Origin of the sequence: Amycolatopsis marina (assembly GCF_900111885.1) — a bacterium.
GTDB lineage: Bacteria > Actinomycetota > Actinomycetes > Mycobacteriales > Pseudonocardiaceae > Amycolatopsis > Amycolatopsis marina.
In genome coordinates, this window is the sequence record NZ_FOKG01000002.1 from 374,872 (window position 1) to 392,111 (window position 17,240).

Sequence of the window (17,240 nt, forward strand, 5' to 3'; positions counted from 1 at the left end):
GGCCCGTGACGGAAACTCTGAGCCGTAGGGCGCTGAACCGGGCGCTGCTCGCGCGACAGCTTCTGCTGCGGCGTGAGCGGCGCTCCGCCGCATCGGTGGTGGAACACCTGGTCGGTCTCCAGGCGCAGGCGCCGAATCCACCCTACTTCGCACTGCGGGCGAGGATCGACGAGTTCGACCCTGCCGAGCTCGCCGGTCTCCTCACCGATCGCGGCGCGGTACGCGCGACGGCGATGCGCGGCACCATCCACCTGCTCACCGCCGCCGACTACCGCCGTTTCCGCGAATTGTTCCAGCCGATGCTGACCCAGGCCTTCACCCGCAGTCAGTGGTTCAGTGCGGTGGCGGATCTCGACCTTGCCGAGGTGGTCGCCGAGGGCCGACGGATTCTGGCGGACGCCCCGCTCGGCAACCCGGCGCTGGCCGAACAGCTACAGCGTCGCTGGCCGGAACATGACGGGAAGGCACTGGTCACGGCTGTGCAGTACCTTTCGCCGTTGGTCCAGGTGCCTCCACGTGGGATCTGGGGCAGCAGTGGTCTGCCGGTGCACGCCGCCGCGGAAGCCTGGCTCGGTGCACCGGTCGCCGCGGAGCCGGAGGCCGAGGAGCTGGTGCTGCGGTACCTGGCCGCGTTCGGCCCGGCCAGCGTGCTCGACGTGCAGGCCTGGTGCGGCCTGACCCGGCTCGGTGAGGCCGTGGAGCGGTTGCGTCCCCGCCTGCTGACCTTCCAGGACGAGAGCGGGCGCGAGCTGTTCGACCTGCCGGACGCGCCACGGCCCGACCCGCGTACCCCCGCACCGCCGCGGTTGCTCGGCGAGTTCGACCAGATCCTGCTGGGGCACGCGGACCGGGCCAGGATCATCTCCGACGAGGACAGGGCCAGGGTGTTCACGATCAACGGCCTGGTCCGGGGCACGTTCCTGGTCAACGGCTTCGTGCACGGCATCTGGCGGACCACGATTCGTCGCAAGGTAGCCGGACTGGAGCTACGGCCGTTCCGGCCCGTAGCCGCACGGAGTGTGGAGATCCTGACCAGCGAGGCACACCGGCTGCTGGCCTTCGCCGCACCTCGCGCCGAGTCCCGCCAGGTCAACGTGGCCGGTCCGGCGTAGCACCGGTGATCGGCCTGTCCCATCCCCAGTCCCTTCCCGTTGTGCCCGTTTCCGGTTTGGGATTCAGCCGCGTGGCGCATACATGATCACCGCGACTCCGACCAGGCAGATCAGCGCGCCGATCACGTCGAACCGATCCGGCCGGAAGCCGTCGGCGACCATGCCCCAGACCAGGGAGCCGACGACGAACACACCGCCGTAGGCGGCCAGAATCCGGCCGAAGTGCGCGTCCGGCTGCAACGTCGCGACGAACCCGTACAGACCGAGCGCGATGACCCCACCGCCGATCCAGATCCACCCACGATGCTCCCGGACACCCTGCCACACCAGCCACGCACCGCCGATCTCCGCGACGGCGGCCAGTACGAACAGGACAATCGAACGCAGGACAAGCATCAACTCTTTCTACACCGGCAGCGACCGCTTACGGCCGGTTGTCCCCCGCTTCGAGGTACGCCGCCAGGTTGGCCAGCGACGAGGCGATCCCGGCCTCGTGCACCGCTTGGTCGATGCCCGATGGCACGTTCGTCGCGCTGACGGTCACCTCGGTACCGTCACCGTCGGCATTGAGGTCCCAGGTCATCGTCATGGTGCCCGCATAGGCCGGGTCGTCGGCCTCGAACACCGCCCGCTGCACCACGCGCTCCGGCGGCACCAGGTCGGCGAACTTGATATCGACGACATCTGTCGCGGCTGAAGTCTTGCCGGGACTGTCGGCGGGGTCGAGGTAGGTGAGGACCATCCGGAAGCCGCCACCAGGGCCGGGATCCCACCACTCGATCCGTCCGCGCATGCCGTCCGGCGGCAGCCAGGTCTCGAGGGATCCTCGGTTGGTGAGTGCGTCGTAAACAGCCGCCGGTGGTGCCGCGATCACCCGGCCGGCGCGGTCGGTCCTACCCATGACCGGATTCTAGGACGCGAAGGGGTCGCTGGCACTGACGCCTGCACGCGCGTATCCCCTGGTGCTCCCCATCACACACAGACGTGGGTCACACTCCATGCATGTCTCCCCTTACGTGAGGGTATGGTTTTCCAGGATCGGTTGAGCCCCACTGGTGCGGCTCCCCCTGGTTCTCTGTTCCTCGCCGGTTTCCCGTGTCCGGCGACCCTCCGTGCCGCGAAAGAAGATGATGTCGCTTCCTGCTGTCCTGCGCTCGCGTATGTCCGCTCCCGCCTGGCTGTCCCCCCGGGTGCTGCGCACCGAGGCCCTGTCCGGCCTCGTTGTCGCGCTGGCGCTGATTCCTGAGGCGGTGTCGTTCTCGATCATCGCGGGTGTCGACCCGCGAATCGGGCTGTTCGCGTCGTTCACGATGGCGGTGACGATCGCCTTCACCGGCGGTCGTCCGGCGATGATCTCCGCCGCGACCGGCGCGATCGCGCTGGTACTCGCACCACTGGTCCGCGAACACGGCGTCGAGTACCTGCTGGCCACCGTCGTCCTGGGCGGGCTGATCCAGGTGCTGCTCGCGGTGTCCGGAGTGGCACGGCTGATGCGGTTCCTGCCCCGCAGCGTGATGGTCGGCTTCGTCAACGCCCTGGCCATCCTGATCTTCCTGGCCCAACTGCCCTACCTGGTCGACGTCCCCTGGACCGTCTACGCCCTGCTCGCCGCAGGCCTGCTGATCATGGTCGGCCTGCCACGACTGACCAAAGCCGTGCCCGCACCGCTGGTCGCGATCGTCGCCCTCACCGCCGTCACCGTCGCCGCGAGCATCGCCGTCCCCACCGTCGGCGACCAGGGCGAACTACCCAACAGCCTGCCCGTGCTCGGCATCCCGACCGTGCCGTTCACCCTCGAAACCCTGACGATCATCGCGCCGTTCGCGATCGCCATGGCCCTGGTCGGACTCATGGAATCCCTCATGACCGCCAAACTGGTCGACGACATCACCGACACCCACTCCGACAAGACCCGCGAATCCTGGGGCCAGGGTGTCGCCAACATCGTCACCGGCTTCTTCGGCGGCATGGGCGGCTGCGCCATGATCGGCCAGACCATGATCAACGTGAAGTCCGGGGCCCGCACCCGCGCCTCCACCTTCCTGTCCGGGATCTTCCTGCTCATCCTCGTCGTCGCCCTCGGCAACATCGTCGCGCTGATCCCCATGGCCGCCCTCGTCGGCGTCATGATCATGGTCGCCGTCGGCACCTTCGACTGGCACAGCATCCAGCCCACAACCCTGCGACGCATGCCCAAGAGCGAAACCACCGTCATGCTCGCCACCGTCGCCGTCACCGTCATCACCCACAACCTCGCCATCGGCGTCATCGTCGGCGTCCTGGTCGCGATGGTCCTCTTCGCCCGCCGCGTCGCCCACCTGGTCAACGTCGACAGCGTCCTCGACCCCGACGGCACCACCAAGATCTACACCGTCACCGGCCAACTGTTCTTCGCCTCCAGCAACGACCTCGTCTTCCAGTTCGACTACGCAGGCGACCCCGCCACCGTGGTCATCGACCTCTCCGAAGCCCACATCTGGGACGCCTCCACCGTCGCCTCACTCGACGCCATCACCACCAAATACGAAAACCGCGGCACCACCGTCACCATCACCGGCATGAACAACGACACCGAACAACGCCACACCACCCTCGCCGGCACCTTCACCGGCAGCCACTGACCACAGTTCCCGCCGCCGACGACCACGACGCGTTGCCAGCGAACGCCCGCGACGGCGTAGGTCGCGCCACCGTGCGTCCGGATCACGAAACCGTCGACCGACACCTCCACCGCGTCGACAGTTGCGGTGGTGTGCTCGCCACCGCCAGCGCGGTTGCCGCCAACGTCATGGCGGCGAGCACGAGGAACATCGAGGAGTAGTCGCCGGTGACGGCGGCGAGGCTCGCGCCCGCCCAGGGCGCGAGGGCTGTGGTGACCGTGCGCGGCGCGGAGAGCACACCGGTGAGCCGCCCGTAGTGCAGCGCACCCCACCGGTCGGTCACGGCCGTCGCGTTCAACAGAGTGAGGATCCCGCGCGCCATTCCCGCCACGGTCGCCGCGAAGATCAGTGCGGCAGCCGAGGTCAGGACACCGAGCACCGCGGTGGTGCCCGCGACGGCCACCAGGACCAGCACTGTCCGGCCGCGCACCCCCAGCCACCGCGCGAGCGGGCGGTGGCCCAGCCGTCCCAGCACCTGCCCGACGCCGCCCAGGCCGAGCGCGACGGCCGCCGTTCCCGGTTCGATGCCGCGCTCCACCAGCAGTGGCACCAGATTGATCACCACAGCGGAGGCGACGAACCCGCTCAATGCCAGCGCCGCGACGAGCGCGATGAAGGCACGGCTGCGCAGGACCCGGGCCGGGGCATTGGCAGGGTTCACCGGACCGTCTTCCACCGGTTCCGGCCACTGCCCGCGCAGACCCCAGGCGTGTCCCGGCACCGTGACCAGTGCCAGGACGATGGCCAGCACCACGTATGCGCCACGCCAGCCGAGGTGTGCCGCGAGCGCCGCCGTCAGCGGCGCGAACACCGTGCTCGCCAGGCCGGCGGCGAGGGTCAGCACCGTCAACGCGTGGACGCGCCGCGGTCCGTACCAGCGGGTCAGCGCGGCGAACGCGGGTGGATAGAGCACGGCTCCCATGGCGACCCCGCCGAGGAGCCACGCCGCGCAGAACCAGACCAGATTCTGCGCGGCGGCGATCAACAGCACCGCGGGCACAGCCAGCACCGATCCGGCCGTCATCACAGCGCGGGGACCGCGCCGATCGAGCACCCGTCCGACCCAGATCCCCACCAGCGCCGCCACGAGCAGGCTGCCGGAGAACGCGGCGGTCACCGAGACCACCGGCCAGCCGGTCCCCGCATTGATCTCGGCGGCCAGCACCGGAAAGGCGTAGTACAACACACCCCAACTGGTGATCTCGGTGACGCACAAGGTGACGAGCACACGTCGTAGCCCCGCTTTGTCCAAAGTGGCCAGTCGTGTTGGTGCCCGCGCCGTCACCGGCCAGCTGCGGAGGGTGCCTGCAGGGACACCAGCTCCGGGGCTGCGGCAGGTGCCGGGGCGCAGCAGCCGCCCCCGGACTCCGGTTCGACCTCGTCGAACAGGCCCGCTCCCCCGCAGACTCCCGTCTCCGGCAGCGTCAGCTCGACCCGCTCGGCCGACTCCCTGTCTCCCGCGAGCGCGGCGGCGATGCTGCGGACCTGCTCGAAGCCGGTCATGGCGAGGAACGTCGGCGCGCGTCCGTAGCTCTTCATCCCCGCAAGGAACACCCCTGGCTCGGGGTGGGACAACTCGTTGACTCCGTGCGGATAGACCGTGCCGCAGGAGTGGACGTTCGGGTCGATCAGCGGAGCGAGGGCGACCGGCGCCTGCAGGGTGCTGTCCAGTTCGAGACGCAACTCCGAGAGCAGGGCGAGGTCGGGCCGGAAACCCGTCAGGACGACGACCTCGTCCACCTGCTCGATCCGGTTTCCTTCCCCGGAGACCAGCGTAAGCGTCCCGGCCTGGTCGCGTTCCACGATCTCCGTGCGGAAGCCGGGCACCACGGTGATCCGTCCGGACCGCACCGCCTCCTGTGCCCTGAGCCCCAGCGCTCCCCGCGCCGGAAGCTGATCGGCCTGCCCCCCGCCGAAAGCATCGCCCACCGCAGCCCGGCGCAGCACCCAGCTGATCCGCGTTTCCGGAGCCTCGTCGGCGAGCCCCGACAGGGCCACGAGCGCGGTCAGTGCCGAGTGCCCGCTGCCCGCGACCACAACGTGCCGGCCCGCGTACCGCGCCCGTTCGGTGTCGTCGGCCAGGTTCGGCACCCGGTAGTTGATTCGGTCATGGGCGGCTCGCTCGCCGAGCGCGGGCAGTCCATCGCCACCGAGGGGCCCAGGGCTGCCCCAGGTTCCCGAGGCGTCGATGACCGCATTCGCGGTGATGAGCTCCTCGCTGCCGTCCGGACAGCGCACGTGGACGGTCAGCGGTTCGGTGTCCCTGCCCGCGTCGACCACCCTGTCGCGGCCGCGGCGGGCCACGCCGACGACCTCGGCGTCGAACCGAACCCGTTCCCCGAGCACCGCTGCCAGTGGCCGCAGGTATTCGCCAGCCCATTCCTGCCCGGTCGGGTATCCGGCCGAAGGCGGTACCCAACCCGTGGCGGCCAGCAGTCGGCTCGCGGCGGGATCCACCAGCTCGGGCCACTGGGAGAACAGCCGCACGTGGTTCCACCGCGCGACCGCCGCACCTGCCTCGCTCCCACGTTCGAGAACCAACGGTTCGAGTCCCCGCTCGACCAGCTGTGCCGCAGCTGCCAGTCCCACAGGGCCGGCACCGATCACGACCACCGGCAGTCCGTTCATCATTCCACCTTTTCATCGATGTTGCTCGATTAATGAGGCAATATATCGATCGATGTCGATTGATGCAACCATCGATGACGGGCGATACTTGGCGGGAACACCTCGACGCGGAGTCGGCAAGGCTCTGCTGCGCACTCAGGTCATGGAGGCCGACGCGGCCGGGCTAAGGACGCTGCGGACATCGGTGCTGACCGAGAACCCGGCCGGACCAGAACACCGTCCGCTCAACGCCCGCCGGTCGCCGAGGCGAGCAACACCGCGGCCGGACCGACGAGCCTGCGGCCCGCAGGCCACACTGCGCGGAGGGTGCGGCGCAGGTCCAGCCCTTCGACCACCACCTCGATCAGCCGCCCCTCGGCCAGGTCCGACGCGATCGCCAGCTCACTCATCACGGCGGGCCCGGTGCCGTTGATGACCGCCGCCCGTACCGAGGCGGCGGAGCCGAGCTCCACGAGGGGGGCGATCTCGCCCGCGCCCGCACGCTGCAACGCCCGGTCCAGGGTCTCCCGCGTTCCCGATCCCCGTTCGCGGACCACGAGCGGAACGGTGACCAGCTCCACCGTGGTCAACGGCCTGCGCCTGCGTGCCCACGGGTGCGCCGGCGTCACCACGACCAGCAGGCGGTCGGCCGCCACCCGCCGGGTGGAGAGCCCCGTCGGCGGTGAAGGTGACTCGACGAAACCGAGGTCGACCTGCCCGGCTCGGACCAGTTCGCCCACCGTCTCCGAGTTCGTCACCTGCAGCCCCACATAGAGTTCGGGGTTCTTCCGCCGCAGTTCCCCGATCCAGATCGGCGCCAGGTGTTCCGCGATGGTCATACTGGCCGCCACCCGGAGCTCGGCGTCGCGTTTGGAACGCAGAGCCTCCACACCGGTCAGCAGACCGTCCACCTCGTCGAGCACCCGGCCCGCCCAGCCCCACACGACCTTCCCGGCCGGGGTCAGGACCGAGCCACGACGAGTGCGGTCCACCAGCACCAAGCCCAATTGCCGTTCCAGAGTGGACAACCGCTTGCTGGCCGACGGCTGGGCGACACCGAGTTCCGCGGCGGCCTTGCCCAGACTGCCACGCTCGCCGATCAGGACGAGCAGCCGCAACGACTCGAGATCAGGAAGCACAGTCATAGCCACAGGGTATGACATCATGCTCACGATCCGGCTACCGCCGACCCAACTCGTCCCCCACCGTGGATGTCATGGCCACGACGGAGGACGGGACGGGATCCGTTCCGGCGACAGGCAGTGCCGCCGGAACAGGCAGACCACGACAACTGCTACCGGGGCTGGCGCTCGTGGTCGTGGGTGTGACGGTCGCGTTCCTGGTCAACCTCGCCGTTCCCGCACTCAGCGCGCTGACCATCGCCGTCGTTCTCGGCGTCGTCGTGGGAAACCTGCGCTTCGTACCCGACAGCACCGGCGCGGGTGTGCGCTGGGCGACCCGCCGCCTGCTGCGCGGAGGCGTCGTACTCCTCGGCCTCCAGCTCGCGGTTCCGCACATCCTCCAGCTCGGCGCGGGCACGATACTTGCCGTGGTCCTCACCGTGGCGATCAGCTTTCTCGGCACCCTCGGGCTCGGCAGGCTGCTGCGCGTCCCGCACGGTCTTTCCGTGCTGGTGGCAACGGGTTTCTCCATCTGCGGCGCGTCGGCGATCGCCGCCATGGAGGGTGTCGTGAAGCGCAAGGAGTCCGATGTCGCGACCGCAGTCGCGCTGGTAACGCTCTACGGCAGCCTCGCCATCATCGCCGTGCCACTGTTCGGCCCGATGCTGGGTTTCACCGGTGCCGGACTCGGCGAGTGGGCGGGGATGAGCGTGCACGAGGTCGCGCAGGTGGTGGCCGCGGCATCCCCAGCGGGAGCCGCCGCCGTCGCGACGGCCACCGTGGTCAAGCTGAGCCGGGTGGTGCTCCTCGCGCCGATGGTCGCCGCGGTGAGTGTGGCGGAGCGCAGGGGAACCCCGGCGGATTCTGGCACCCGCCCGCCGCTGGTACCCCTGTTCGTCCTCGGATTCCTGGCGATGGTGGCACTGCGAACCGTCGACGTGCTGCCGCTCGCCGTGCTGAACATCGCCGGGACGCTGACCACCCTGCTGCTGGCGGGCGCACTGTTCGGGCTCGGCTGCGCGGTACGGCTGCGGTCGCTGATCCACACCGGACCCCGCGCACTGCTGCTCGGGCTGTTCTCGACCCTGCTCGTCGCCGGCGTGGCTCTCATGACGTTGCGGCTGCTGACATGAGCGGCCGCCCGTCCAGGACTCATTCCCAACGGCTATGGCACTCGACGTACTCCCATCTGAGCATCCAATCGGTAAGAATGACCTAATGGGACGGACTCTCATCTCCATCGAGCGCGGCGCCGGAGAGCCGATCTACCAGCAGCTGCGCAAGGCGCTGGAGCACGCGATCGCCTCCGGGGCGCTGAACCCGCGCCTTCCCCTCCCGTCCTCCAGGGAGTTGGCCCGCGAGCTGGGAGTCTCCCGCAACACCGTGAACACCGCATACCAGGAACTGCACGCTCAGGGATTCATCGAGTCACGACCTCGTCGCGGGCTGTTCATCAACCCGGACATGCTCACGCACCTCGACCAGCACGAGGAACACGTCACCACCACCGATTTCGTGGACTGGACACGGCGAATCCGGCCCACTCCCGACGCCGGTATGCCGGAGATCGCGAAGATCCCCGATTGGGACCGCTATCCCTTCCCGTTCGTCGCGGGCCAGATCGAGGCCGAGTCGTTCCCCCGCCTGGCCTGGGCGCGGGCACTGCGGGACGCCCTGGATCCCCCGCACCTGCACTACAGCGTGCGAGACGGGATCGACGAGGACGACCCGCTGCTGGTGCAGGCCCTCTGCCGGGCGGTGCTGCCCGCGAGAGGCATCGAGGTGAATCCCGACCAGGTCCTGATCACCCTCGGCTCGCAGCAGGGACTCGACCTGCTCGCCGGTACGTTGCTCCGCCCCGGGGACACGGTCGGCGTCGAGGATCCCGGATACCTGGACGCACGGCACATCTTCGCCAGAGCAGGCGCGACGGTGGCCCCGATGCCGGTCGACGGCTCGGGGCTGATCCCGTCGCCCGATCTCGCCGACGTGCACCTGCTGCACCTGACACCGAGCCACCACAGTCCGACCAACGTGACCCTCACCATCGGCAGACGTCAACAACTGCTCGCACTGGCTCGCCGCCACGGCACACTCATCATCGAGGACGACTACGACAGCGAGTTCCGCTACCAGGGCAGCCCGACACCCGCGCTGAAGGCGTTGCCGGACAGCGAGCGGGTGATCTACCTCGGCACGTTCTCGAAGTTCCTCGCCCCGGGACTCCGGCTCGGTTACCTGGTGGCGGCCCCGGAACTGATCCGCGAACTGCGCAACCAGCGCAGATACCGGGTACGCCACCCTTCGGGTCATGTCCAGCGGGCCATGGCCCTGCTCATCGAGAGCGGGCAGTACCACCGAACCGTGCGGCGCAGGCGCACTCAGCTGCAACGCAAGTGGCAGACCCTGCGCGAGGCGCTCAACGAGACGCTGCCGTGGCAGGCCGACCCGCCACCTGGCGGCGTGAGCATCTGGGTGACCGGTCCGCCCGAACTGGACTGCGTCGAACTGGCCGAGCTGGCGTTGCGGCGAGGCGTGGTGATCGAGCGCGGCGACATCTACTTCGCCGACGCCACAGCCCACCGAAACCACTTCAGACTCGGGTTCGCCGCGATACCGCACAGCGCCATCCGGCCAGGGATCATTCAACTCGGTCACGCGATCGACCAGCAGTTGCGGTGACCTCCTCCGCAGTCCGGCGCTCCAGGCCGTCGAACCAGATCGCCCTGACCTGCTCACCCGGCGCGTGATCGGTGAACAGACTCCCGGCCACCAGCGCGACGGCGCCCGCCAGATACCCCGGAACGATCTCGGTGAGTCCGAAGGGGTTTCCGCCGACCTCCCAGGCGATGGTGACGCCGAGCCCGGCCAGCATGCAGGCGATGACCCCGAAGCGGGTGGTCCGCCGCCAGAACATCACCGCGAGGAACGGCAGAACGAGCGTGACGGCCGTCCACTTCAGCGTGTACGTGTAGATGCCGACGATGTCGGTGATGAAGAAGGCGATGAGCAGCGCCACCAGGCCGATCAAGGTCACGCCCCACCGCGACGTCCGCAGCAGCTGCTCCTGGCTCGCGTCCGGCCTGGCGTAGCGCTGGTACAGGTCGCGGGTCAGATTCGCTGTTCCCTGCAGGAGGAAGGAGTCACCGCCGGACACCAGTGCGGCCATCAGCGCCATCGCCAGGATTCCGCCGAGATACGGCGGGAGAATGTCCTGCAGCACGATGTAGAACACCGAGTCCGGACGTAGTCCTTCGGCGGGCACGAAGGATCGCGCGGCCATCCCGATGAACACCGGGATTATGGCGATCACCGTCCCGGCGACCACCATGCCGGTGAGGTTGCCCCACAGGGCGATTCGTTCGGTGCGGGCGGCGTAGATGCGCTGCCAGCTGGACTGCCAGATCAGGTAGAACGGCCCGATGGTCATGGCGAAGACGAGCGTGCCCATCGGGTCGTCACCGATCAGGCTCAGGTGTCCGTCGGGTACCGCCGGTGCGATGTCGGTCATCCCGCCCGCGTAGTTCCACGTCGCCACACCCATGATGACCAGCCCGACGACGAGCACGACGGTTTGGATGCTGTCGGTGACGATGACACTGGGAAGGCCACCCAGCATCGTGTAGCCGTAGATGATCACCCAGCCCAGGATCAGCCCCCAGCCGAGGGGCATGCCGAACAGGATGTTGAACATCGCGCCCAGCGCCACGATCTGCATCGCGGTGACCGGCGCGGCATAGAGACCTGCCGAGAGCAGCGCCGGGATGACGCCTGCCGGCTTCCCCAGCCGCTCGTCGAAGATGTCGGGCACGGTGTAGAGCCGTGTCCTTCTGAGCTTCCTGGCGAACACCACCGCCAGAATCACCGAGAACACCGTGGCCGGCAGCGCGAATCGGACGTAGCCGGAGAGACCGAACTGGTAGCCGAGTCCGACGCTGCCGATGAAGATCGACGCGCCGGCCCAGGTGGCGATCACGGTGAGGAAGATCTTGACCGGACCGACGTCCCAGCCGGCGATCAGGTAGTCGTCGGCACCCTTCGTCCGGCGGAAGTGGTAGAGGCCGACGCCGAACATGACGGCGACGAACAGGGCGATGTAGAGGGCATACCAGATCACGGGGCTGTCCTTCCCGTAGTGGATGTCGCACCGCGTTCGTCCGAGATCCCCCTGCCCCACGCCACACCGTCCCTGACCCGGACGACGTCGCCGGCGACGACGGTCGCGTCCACCGTCAGCTCGCGCAGGTTCTCGGCCGGGGTGGCGGTGGGGTCGGCGGACAGAATCGCCAAGTCCGCGTACTTCCCCGGTTCCAGCGAACCGCTGTCGTCCTCGTCGAAGCCCAGATACGCGGCGTCCGATGTGTACGCCCGCAGCGCGGTTTCCACATCGACCCGCTCCTCCGGTCCCAGTTCGTCGCCGTTCCTCGTCTGGCGGAGCACGGCGCACCAGATTCCCTCGAGTGGCGGAACCGGGGTGACGGGGCTGTCGGCGTGCAGTCCGAACGTGACGCCTCGCGCGCGGGCGGAGGCCAGCGGATCGATCCGGCCCGCTCGACGCGGGCCGAGGAACCTGTCGCGGTGCCGATCGCCCCAGTAATAGACGTGCTTGACGAAGAACGACGCGAGCACGCCGTGGGCGGCCATCCGTTCGAGCTGGTCCTCCCGGACGGTCTGGCAGTGCTCGACCCGGTGTCGTCTTCCTGCGTCCCCCTGCGCCACACCCAGCGCACCGTAGGCGTCGAGAATCGCCTGGATCGCGGCATCGCCGTTGCCGTGCACCGCCACCTGCCAGCCGGCCTCGTGCAGGCCGGCCACCCGTTCGGCGAGTTCGTGCGGCGGAAGCAGCATCATTCCGCTCTCGTCCGGCGAGCAGGTGTACGGCTCGGAAAGGCAACCGGTCATCCCCTGGATCGAGCCGTCGGCGATGATCTTCACGCCGTCCAGCCGGAAACGGTCGGGATCGAGGTTCATGCCGTCCACGGCCCGTGGGCCGGGGACACCGGAACCCAGTTGCCGCAGGATCTGATCCAGCAGGTATCCCCGCACTCTCGGACGCATCCGGCCCGAGTCGATCGCGCTCCGGTACGCACCCAGTTCGTCGTGACCGTTGAGGAGGCCGATCCCGGTGTCGTGCACCGTCGTCACCCCAGCGGCGAGGTAGGCGTCGCTCGCGAGCCCGAGTATCTCGGCCATCTCCCGCTCGGAACGCTTTGGCAGTAACGCGTAGACCGGGAAGGCGGCCGTCTCGGCCAGTACCCCACTGGGATCCCCGGAAGCGTCCCTGCCGATCGCACCGCCCACGGGGTCCACTGTGGTCCTGCTGATCCCGGCCAGCCGAAGTGCCTGCGAGTTGGCCGTGACGAAGTGGCCCGAGATGTGCACCAGCAGTACGGGATGATCGCCCGACACCGCGTCCAGGTCGTGCCGTGTGGGGTGGCGACGCTCGCGCAGGAGCGTGTCGTCGTAGCGGTAGCCCACGATCCAGTCGCCACTGGACGTCGACCGCGCGGCCTCCGCGACGCGCTCGACGATGTCGTTCACCGAATCGTTCGGTGGTGATCCCGCGTCGATCGCGGCGTCCAGGGTGAGCCCGAAGAAGTAGGGATGCGTGTGGGTCTCCACGAACCCGGGAATCGCCGTACGGCCACCCAGATCAACCCGCTGTGTGCCTACTCCTGCCAGCATCAGCATGTCGCGATCGGACCCGGCCGCGAGCACCTTTCCTTCACGGACGGCGATGGCGCTGGCCCTGGTGCCGACTCTGTCGAGAGTCAGTACCTGACCGCCGAAGAGAATCAGGTCGGCGGCACGGTGCAGACCTCCCGGAGCTTGCGGCATCGGGTCCTCCTGCTTTCGCCGATTCCTCGACAGTGCGGCAGAGCCGTGACAGTCCGGCAAAGCTAAATGATCGAGTGACCCCGCGCACAGATCCAGTTCCCGCCTCGTTTTTGGGTACCAGCGCGAATTGCCTGGCACCCAAAAAGCCGTCGCCATCTGGATCTGGAATGGGTCCTGTCGCACCCCCACAGTGAGGACACCTACCACGGCGACCACCAATGCTGGAGGGATCCTCGTGACCCAGTCGGACATCAGGGCGCTGGCGCAGCGCCACCTGTTTCCCCACTTCACCCGAGGGCAGGTCTGGCGTGACGCCGAACTGCCGGTCATCACCCGAGGCGAGGGGTGCTATCTCTACGACGATCGCGGCCGCAGGTTCCTGGACGGTCTCGCCGGGCTCTTCTGTGTGAACATCGGCCACGGCAGGGCGGACATTCCCGCGGCAGCGGTCAAGCAGATGGAGACATTGGCCTACTGGACCAACTGGTCGGCCACACATCCCGCCTCCGCGGAGGCGGCGGCGATGATCGCCGAACTCGCACCCGCCGACCTGGACGTGGTCTTCTTCGTCAACTCCGGCTCCGAGGCAGCGGAGTCCGCGATCAAGTTCGCCCGCCAGTACCACCGCAGCCAGGGCGAGCCGCAGCGCACCAAGATCATCGCCAGGGACATGGCCTACCACGGCACCACGCTCGGGGCGCTGGCCGTGACCGGTATCCAGAAGTACAGAGAGCCCTTCGGACCGCTGATGCCCGGTGTGCGGCACGTGCCCCACACCCTCGGCGCCGCGGTGCCGGACGGTGGCAGCGCGGCGGAGTTGCCGTGCGTCGAAGCGATCGTGGCGGCCATTGAGGACGAAGGACCCGAGACGATCGCCGCCCTGTTCGCCGAACCGGTGCAGAACTCCCGCGGCGCCCTCGTGCCACCGGAGGGTTACTGGCAGCAGTTGCGGGAGATCTGTGACAGGTACGGCATCCTGCTCGTCGCCGACGAAGTGATCTGCGCCTACGGCAGGCTCGGGGAATGGTTCGGCAGCGCCAAGTACGGCGTCGTGCCCGACCTGATCACGTTCGCCAAGGGCTCCACCTCCGGCTACGCACCGCTCGGCGGTGTACTGCTGCGCAGGGAGCTCGCGGCCGGGCTGATGGAGTCCCCGCTGGCCGGGGCGTTCACCCACGGAGCGACGTGGGGCGGGCATCCGGTGTCCACCGCGGTGGCCGCCGCCAACCTCACCGCGCTGCGGGACGAGGACGTGCTCGGCAACGTCCGCGGGCTCGAACCGCACTTCCAAGATGGTCTCGACCGGCTGCGCGACGCACACGGGTGCGTGGCCGAATGGCGGGGGACGGGGTTCTTCTACGCCATCGAGTTCACCGGCGACCGTCTGAGTGGCAGGCCGCTGACCGAGGCGCAGTCGGCGGAACTGGTCCGTGAGGTCATGCCGAAGGCGATGTCCGACGTCGGCCTGATCACCCGGCCCGACGACCGCGGCGCCACGATGCTGATGCTCTCCCCGCCGCTGGTCGCCGACCGGGCGGTGCTCGACGACCTGCTGCACAAGGTAGACGCGGTGTTGTCCGCGGTCGACGATCACCTGCAGGCGTGATCGACGGCGGATTCTCCTACCCAGACAGAAAGTGAGGTAGCGCCATGCGTGTCGGCGTGCCCCGAGAAGTGAAGAACCACGAGTACCGCGTCGCGATCACACCTCCCGGCGTGCACGAACTGACCGGCCGGGGCCACGATGTGGTCATCGAGCGCGGGGCGGGTGCGGGATCGTCCATTCGCGACGACGAGTTCGTCGCCGCGGGCGCGAAGATCCTGGAGTCCGCCGACGAGGTATGGGGCCAGTCCGAGCTGGTACTCAAGGTGAAGGAACCGATCGAGTCGGAGTACCACCGGCTGCGTGCGGACCTGACCCTCTTCACCTACCTGCACCTCGCCGCGTCCCGCGAGTGCACCGACGCACTGTTGCATGCCGGAACCACCGCGATCGCATACGAAACGGTGCAGTTGCCCGGCGGCGCGCTGCCGCTGCTGTACCCGATGAGCGAGGTGGCGGGCTGCCTCGCACCCCAGGTCGGCGCGGAGGCGCTGCGCCGTACCGGAGGTGGCAGGGGACTGCTGCTCGGCGGTGTCACCGGTGTCGGGCCGGCCAAGGTCGTCGTGCTCGGGGCAGGCGTCGCGGGCACCAACGCGATCGCGATGGCCGTGGGGATGTGGGCCGACGTCACCGTGCTCGACACCAACGTCGACAAGCTGCGTGCGCTGGACCGGCGGTACAACGGCCGGGTCACCACGGTCGTGGCGAACAGCTTCGAGATCGAGAAGGCCGTTCTCGAGGCCGACCTGGTGATCGGCGCGGTGTTGCTGCCCGGCGCGCTCGCCCCGCGACTGGTCTCCAACGAGCAGGTCAGCCGGATGAAGCCGGGCAGTGTGCTCGTCGACATCTCGATCGACCAGGGCGGCTGCTTCGAGGACTCGCGGCCCACCACGCATGCCGAGCCGACTTATCCGGTGCACGACAGCGTCTTCTACTGTGTCGCCAACATGCCAGGCGCGGTGCCGAACACGTCGACGTACGCGCTCACCAACGTCACCCTGCCCTATGCCACGGCGATAGCGGACAAGGGCTGGCAGCAGGCGTTGCGCGAGGACCCCGTCCTTGCGGGCGGTCTCAACACCGTCGGCGGCGAGATCACCAACGCCCCGGTTGCCCGCGCGCACCAGCTGCCCGTGCGGGCACTGGCCGACATCCTCGCCTGAATCGTGGCCGTCTCCCTGTTCGAGGAGTGGACCCGGCGGCTCACCGCCGACGGGTCCACTCGCTCTCCACGTGTCGCGTTCGCCGAGGGCGACGATCCCCGAGTCCGCCGGGCCGCCGTCGACCTCGTGGGTCACGGCATCACCCCGATCCTGGTGAGTCAGCGGCAGGATGCGAAGGACCTGCCCGCGGCCGTGGAGGTCACCACGGCCGCCACGCTGTCGGCGGGCCCGGCCGGAGCACGGGTGGAGCAGGTGGCGACGCAGCGGAACTGGTCGCCGTCGGCCGTCGCCGCGCGCTCGGACGATCCGGTGTACCTCGCCGCCGCCATGGTGGCGGCCGGGTCGGCGGACGCGTGCGTGGCGGGCAGCACGCGAACCACCGGGGAGGTGATCCGCGCCGGCATTCACGTGCTGGGGCTCGAACCCGCCACCCGCGTACTGTCGAGCAGCTTCCTCATGCTCCCCGTGCACGGTCCCCCGCTGGCGTTCGCCGACTGCGCGGTGGTGCCCGAACCGGACGAGAGCCAGCTCGCCGACATCGCCATCTCCACCGCGGCCACCTTCGAGAGCCTCACCGGCCGGACGGCATCGGTGGCGATGCTCTCGTTCAGCACCAAGGGCAGCGCGGACCACGAGTCGGTGCGACGGGTGCGGGCCGCGACGGAACTCGCGCGCGATCGGGCCCCCTGGCTCGCGGTGGACGGCGAGATACAGTTCGACGCCGCGCTCGTCGCCTCGGTGGGGCAGCGCAAGGCCGCGGGATCGCCGGTGGCGGGTCAGGCCAATGTCTTCGTCTTCCCCAACCTGGCCGCGGGCAACATCGGCTACAAGATCGCCGAGCGGCTCGGTGGCGCGCAGGCCATCGGCCCCATCCTGCAGGGACTGAACGCGCCGATGAACGACCTCTCCCGCGGCTGTTCCGCCCAGGACGTCGTCACGGTCGCCCTGATCAGCGCCCTACAGGCGCAATCCGGACCGGCGGCCCCCCGGCAGGGCAGGTCAGGTACCGGTCTGGCGAGCACGCGGACATCCTGACCCGCGCACTTTCCCGGGAAAGTGCGCTCCGTGCACACGCAACCACCACACTTTCCCGAAAAAGCGCGACACATGCACACGCAACCACCACACTTTCCCGA

At 68.9% G+C, this 17,240-nt stretch carries 14 protein-coding genes; 7 read left to right on the forward strand and 7 right to left on the reverse strand.

Annotated elements, in window-relative coordinates; translation table 11 throughout:
• Positions 1-5 precede the first annotated feature (5 nt).
• A complete protein-coding gene (locus BM199_RS05930) occupies positions 6-1,112 on the forward strand; it encodes a winged helix DNA-binding domain-containing protein (protein WP_091670654.1) in 1,107 nt (368 codons plus the stop codon).
• A 63-nt stretch (positions 1,113-1,175) separates the two neighbouring features.
• Here BM199_RS05930 and BM199_RS05935 read toward each other — a convergent pair whose 3' ends face one another.
• Together BM199_RS05935 and BM199_RS05940 are read right to left on the reverse strand one after the other, a co-directional pair.
• On the reverse strand, positions 1,176-1,508 hold the full coding sequence (locus tag BM199_RS05935; RefSeq protein ID WP_091670657.1) for a YnfA family protein: 333 nt from the start codon (positions 1,506-1,508) through the stop codon (positions 1,176-1,178).
• 28 nt (positions 1,509-1,536) lie between these two features.
• The gene (locus BM199_RS05940; protein ID WP_091670660.1) at positions 1,537-2,013 is read right to left on the reverse strand and encodes an SRPBCC family protein; all 477 of its coding nucleotides are present in this window, start codon (positions 2,011-2,013) and stop codon (positions 1,537-1,539) included.
• A 229-nt stretch (positions 2,014-2,242) separates the two neighbouring features.
• On the opposite strand from BM199_RS05940, the gene BM199_RS05945 reads away from it, so the two are divergent.
• Positions 2,243-3,733, forward strand: coding sequence for a SulP family inorganic anion transporter (locus tag BM199_RS05945; RefSeq protein WP_091670983.1), 1,491 nt, complete (start codon positions 2,243-2,245; stop codon positions 3,731-3,733).
• A gap of 82 nt (positions 3,734-3,815) precedes the next feature.
• Here the strand turns inward: BM199_RS05945 and BM199_RS05950 are convergent, their stop codons facing one another.
• The 3 genes from BM199_RS05950 to BM199_RS05960 all read right to left on the reverse strand — a co-directional run bounded on the left by BM199_RS05950 (position 3,816) and on the right by BM199_RS05960 (position 7,524).
• A complete protein-coding gene (locus BM199_RS05950) occupies positions 3,816-5,000 on the reverse strand; it encodes an MFS transporter (protein ID WP_245788178.1) in 1,185 nt (394 codons plus the stop codon).
• Positions 5,001-5,053: 53 nt separating this feature from the next.
• Positions 5,054-6,400, reverse strand: a complete 1,347-nt coding sequence (locus BM199_RS05955; RefSeq protein ID WP_091670986.1) for an FAD-dependent oxidoreductase — start codon at positions 6,398-6,400, stop codon at positions 5,054-5,056.
• Between the two features lie 224 nt (positions 6,401-6,624).
• Positions 6,625-7,524, reverse strand: a complete 900-nt coding sequence (locus BM199_RS05960) for a LysR family transcriptional regulator (protein ID WP_091670665.1) — start codon at positions 7,522-7,524, stop codon at positions 6,625-6,627.
• A gap of 71 nt (positions 7,525-7,595) precedes the next feature.
• Between BM199_RS05960 and BM199_RS05965 the strand changes: the two genes are divergently transcribed.
• Together BM199_RS05965 and pdxR are read left to right on the forward strand one after the other, a co-directional pair.
• Positions 7,596-8,633, forward strand: coding sequence for a YeiH family protein (locus BM199_RS05965; RefSeq protein WP_091670668.1), 1,038 nt, complete (start codon positions 7,596-7,598; stop codon positions 8,631-8,633).
• 85 nt (positions 8,634-8,718) lie between these two features.
• Positions 8,719-10,182 carry a MocR-like pyridoxine biosynthesis transcription factor PdxR gene (gene pdxR / locus BM199_RS05970; protein ID WP_091670672.1) on the forward strand — a complete coding sequence of 488 codons (1,464 nt, stop codon included), beginning with the start codon at positions 8,719-8,721 and terminating at the stop codon, positions 10,180-10,182.
• Here the strand turns inward: pdxR and BM199_RS05975 are convergent.
• Positions 10,142-11,617 (reverse strand): sodium:solute symporter family protein, encoded by a 1,476-nt coding sequence (locus BM199_RS05975; RefSeq protein WP_091670674.1) that lies wholly within the window; start codon positions 11,615-11,617, stop codon positions 10,142-10,144. The genes pdxR and BM199_RS05975 overlap by 41 nt on opposite strands.
• Positions 11,614-13,338 carry an amidohydrolase gene (locus BM199_RS05980; RefSeq protein WP_091670677.1) on the reverse strand — a complete coding sequence of 575 codons (1,725 nt, stop codon included), beginning with the start codon at positions 13,336-13,338 and terminating at the stop codon, positions 11,614-11,616. The genes BM199_RS05975 and BM199_RS05980 overlap by 4 nt, the downstream gene beginning before the upstream one ends.
• 235 nt (positions 13,339-13,573) lie before the next feature.
• On the opposite strand from BM199_RS05980, the gene BM199_RS05985 reads away from it, so the two are divergent.
• The 3 genes from BM199_RS05985 to BM199_RS05995 are packed head-to-tail and all read left to right on the forward strand — an operon-like array spanning position 13,574 to position 17,139.
• Positions 13,574-14,944 carry an aspartate aminotransferase family protein gene (locus BM199_RS05985; protein ID WP_091670680.1) on the forward strand — a complete coding sequence of 457 codons (1,371 nt, stop codon included), beginning with the start codon at positions 13,574-13,576 and terminating at the stop codon, positions 14,942-14,944.
• 44 nt (positions 14,945-14,988) lie between these two features.
• Complete coding sequence (gene ald / locus BM199_RS05990) at positions 14,989-16,104, forward strand: alanine dehydrogenase (protein WP_091670682.1); 1,116 nt, start codon at positions 14,989-14,991, stop codon at positions 16,102-16,104.
• Between the two features lie 3 nt (positions 16,105-16,107).
• The gene (locus tag BM199_RS05995) at positions 16,108-17,139 is read left to right on the forward strand and encodes a phosphotransacetylase (RefSeq protein ID WP_245788179.1); all 1,032 of its coding nucleotides are present in this window, start codon (positions 16,108-16,110) and stop codon (positions 17,137-17,139) included.
• The last annotated feature ends 101 nt before the right edge of the window (positions 17,140-17,240 follow it).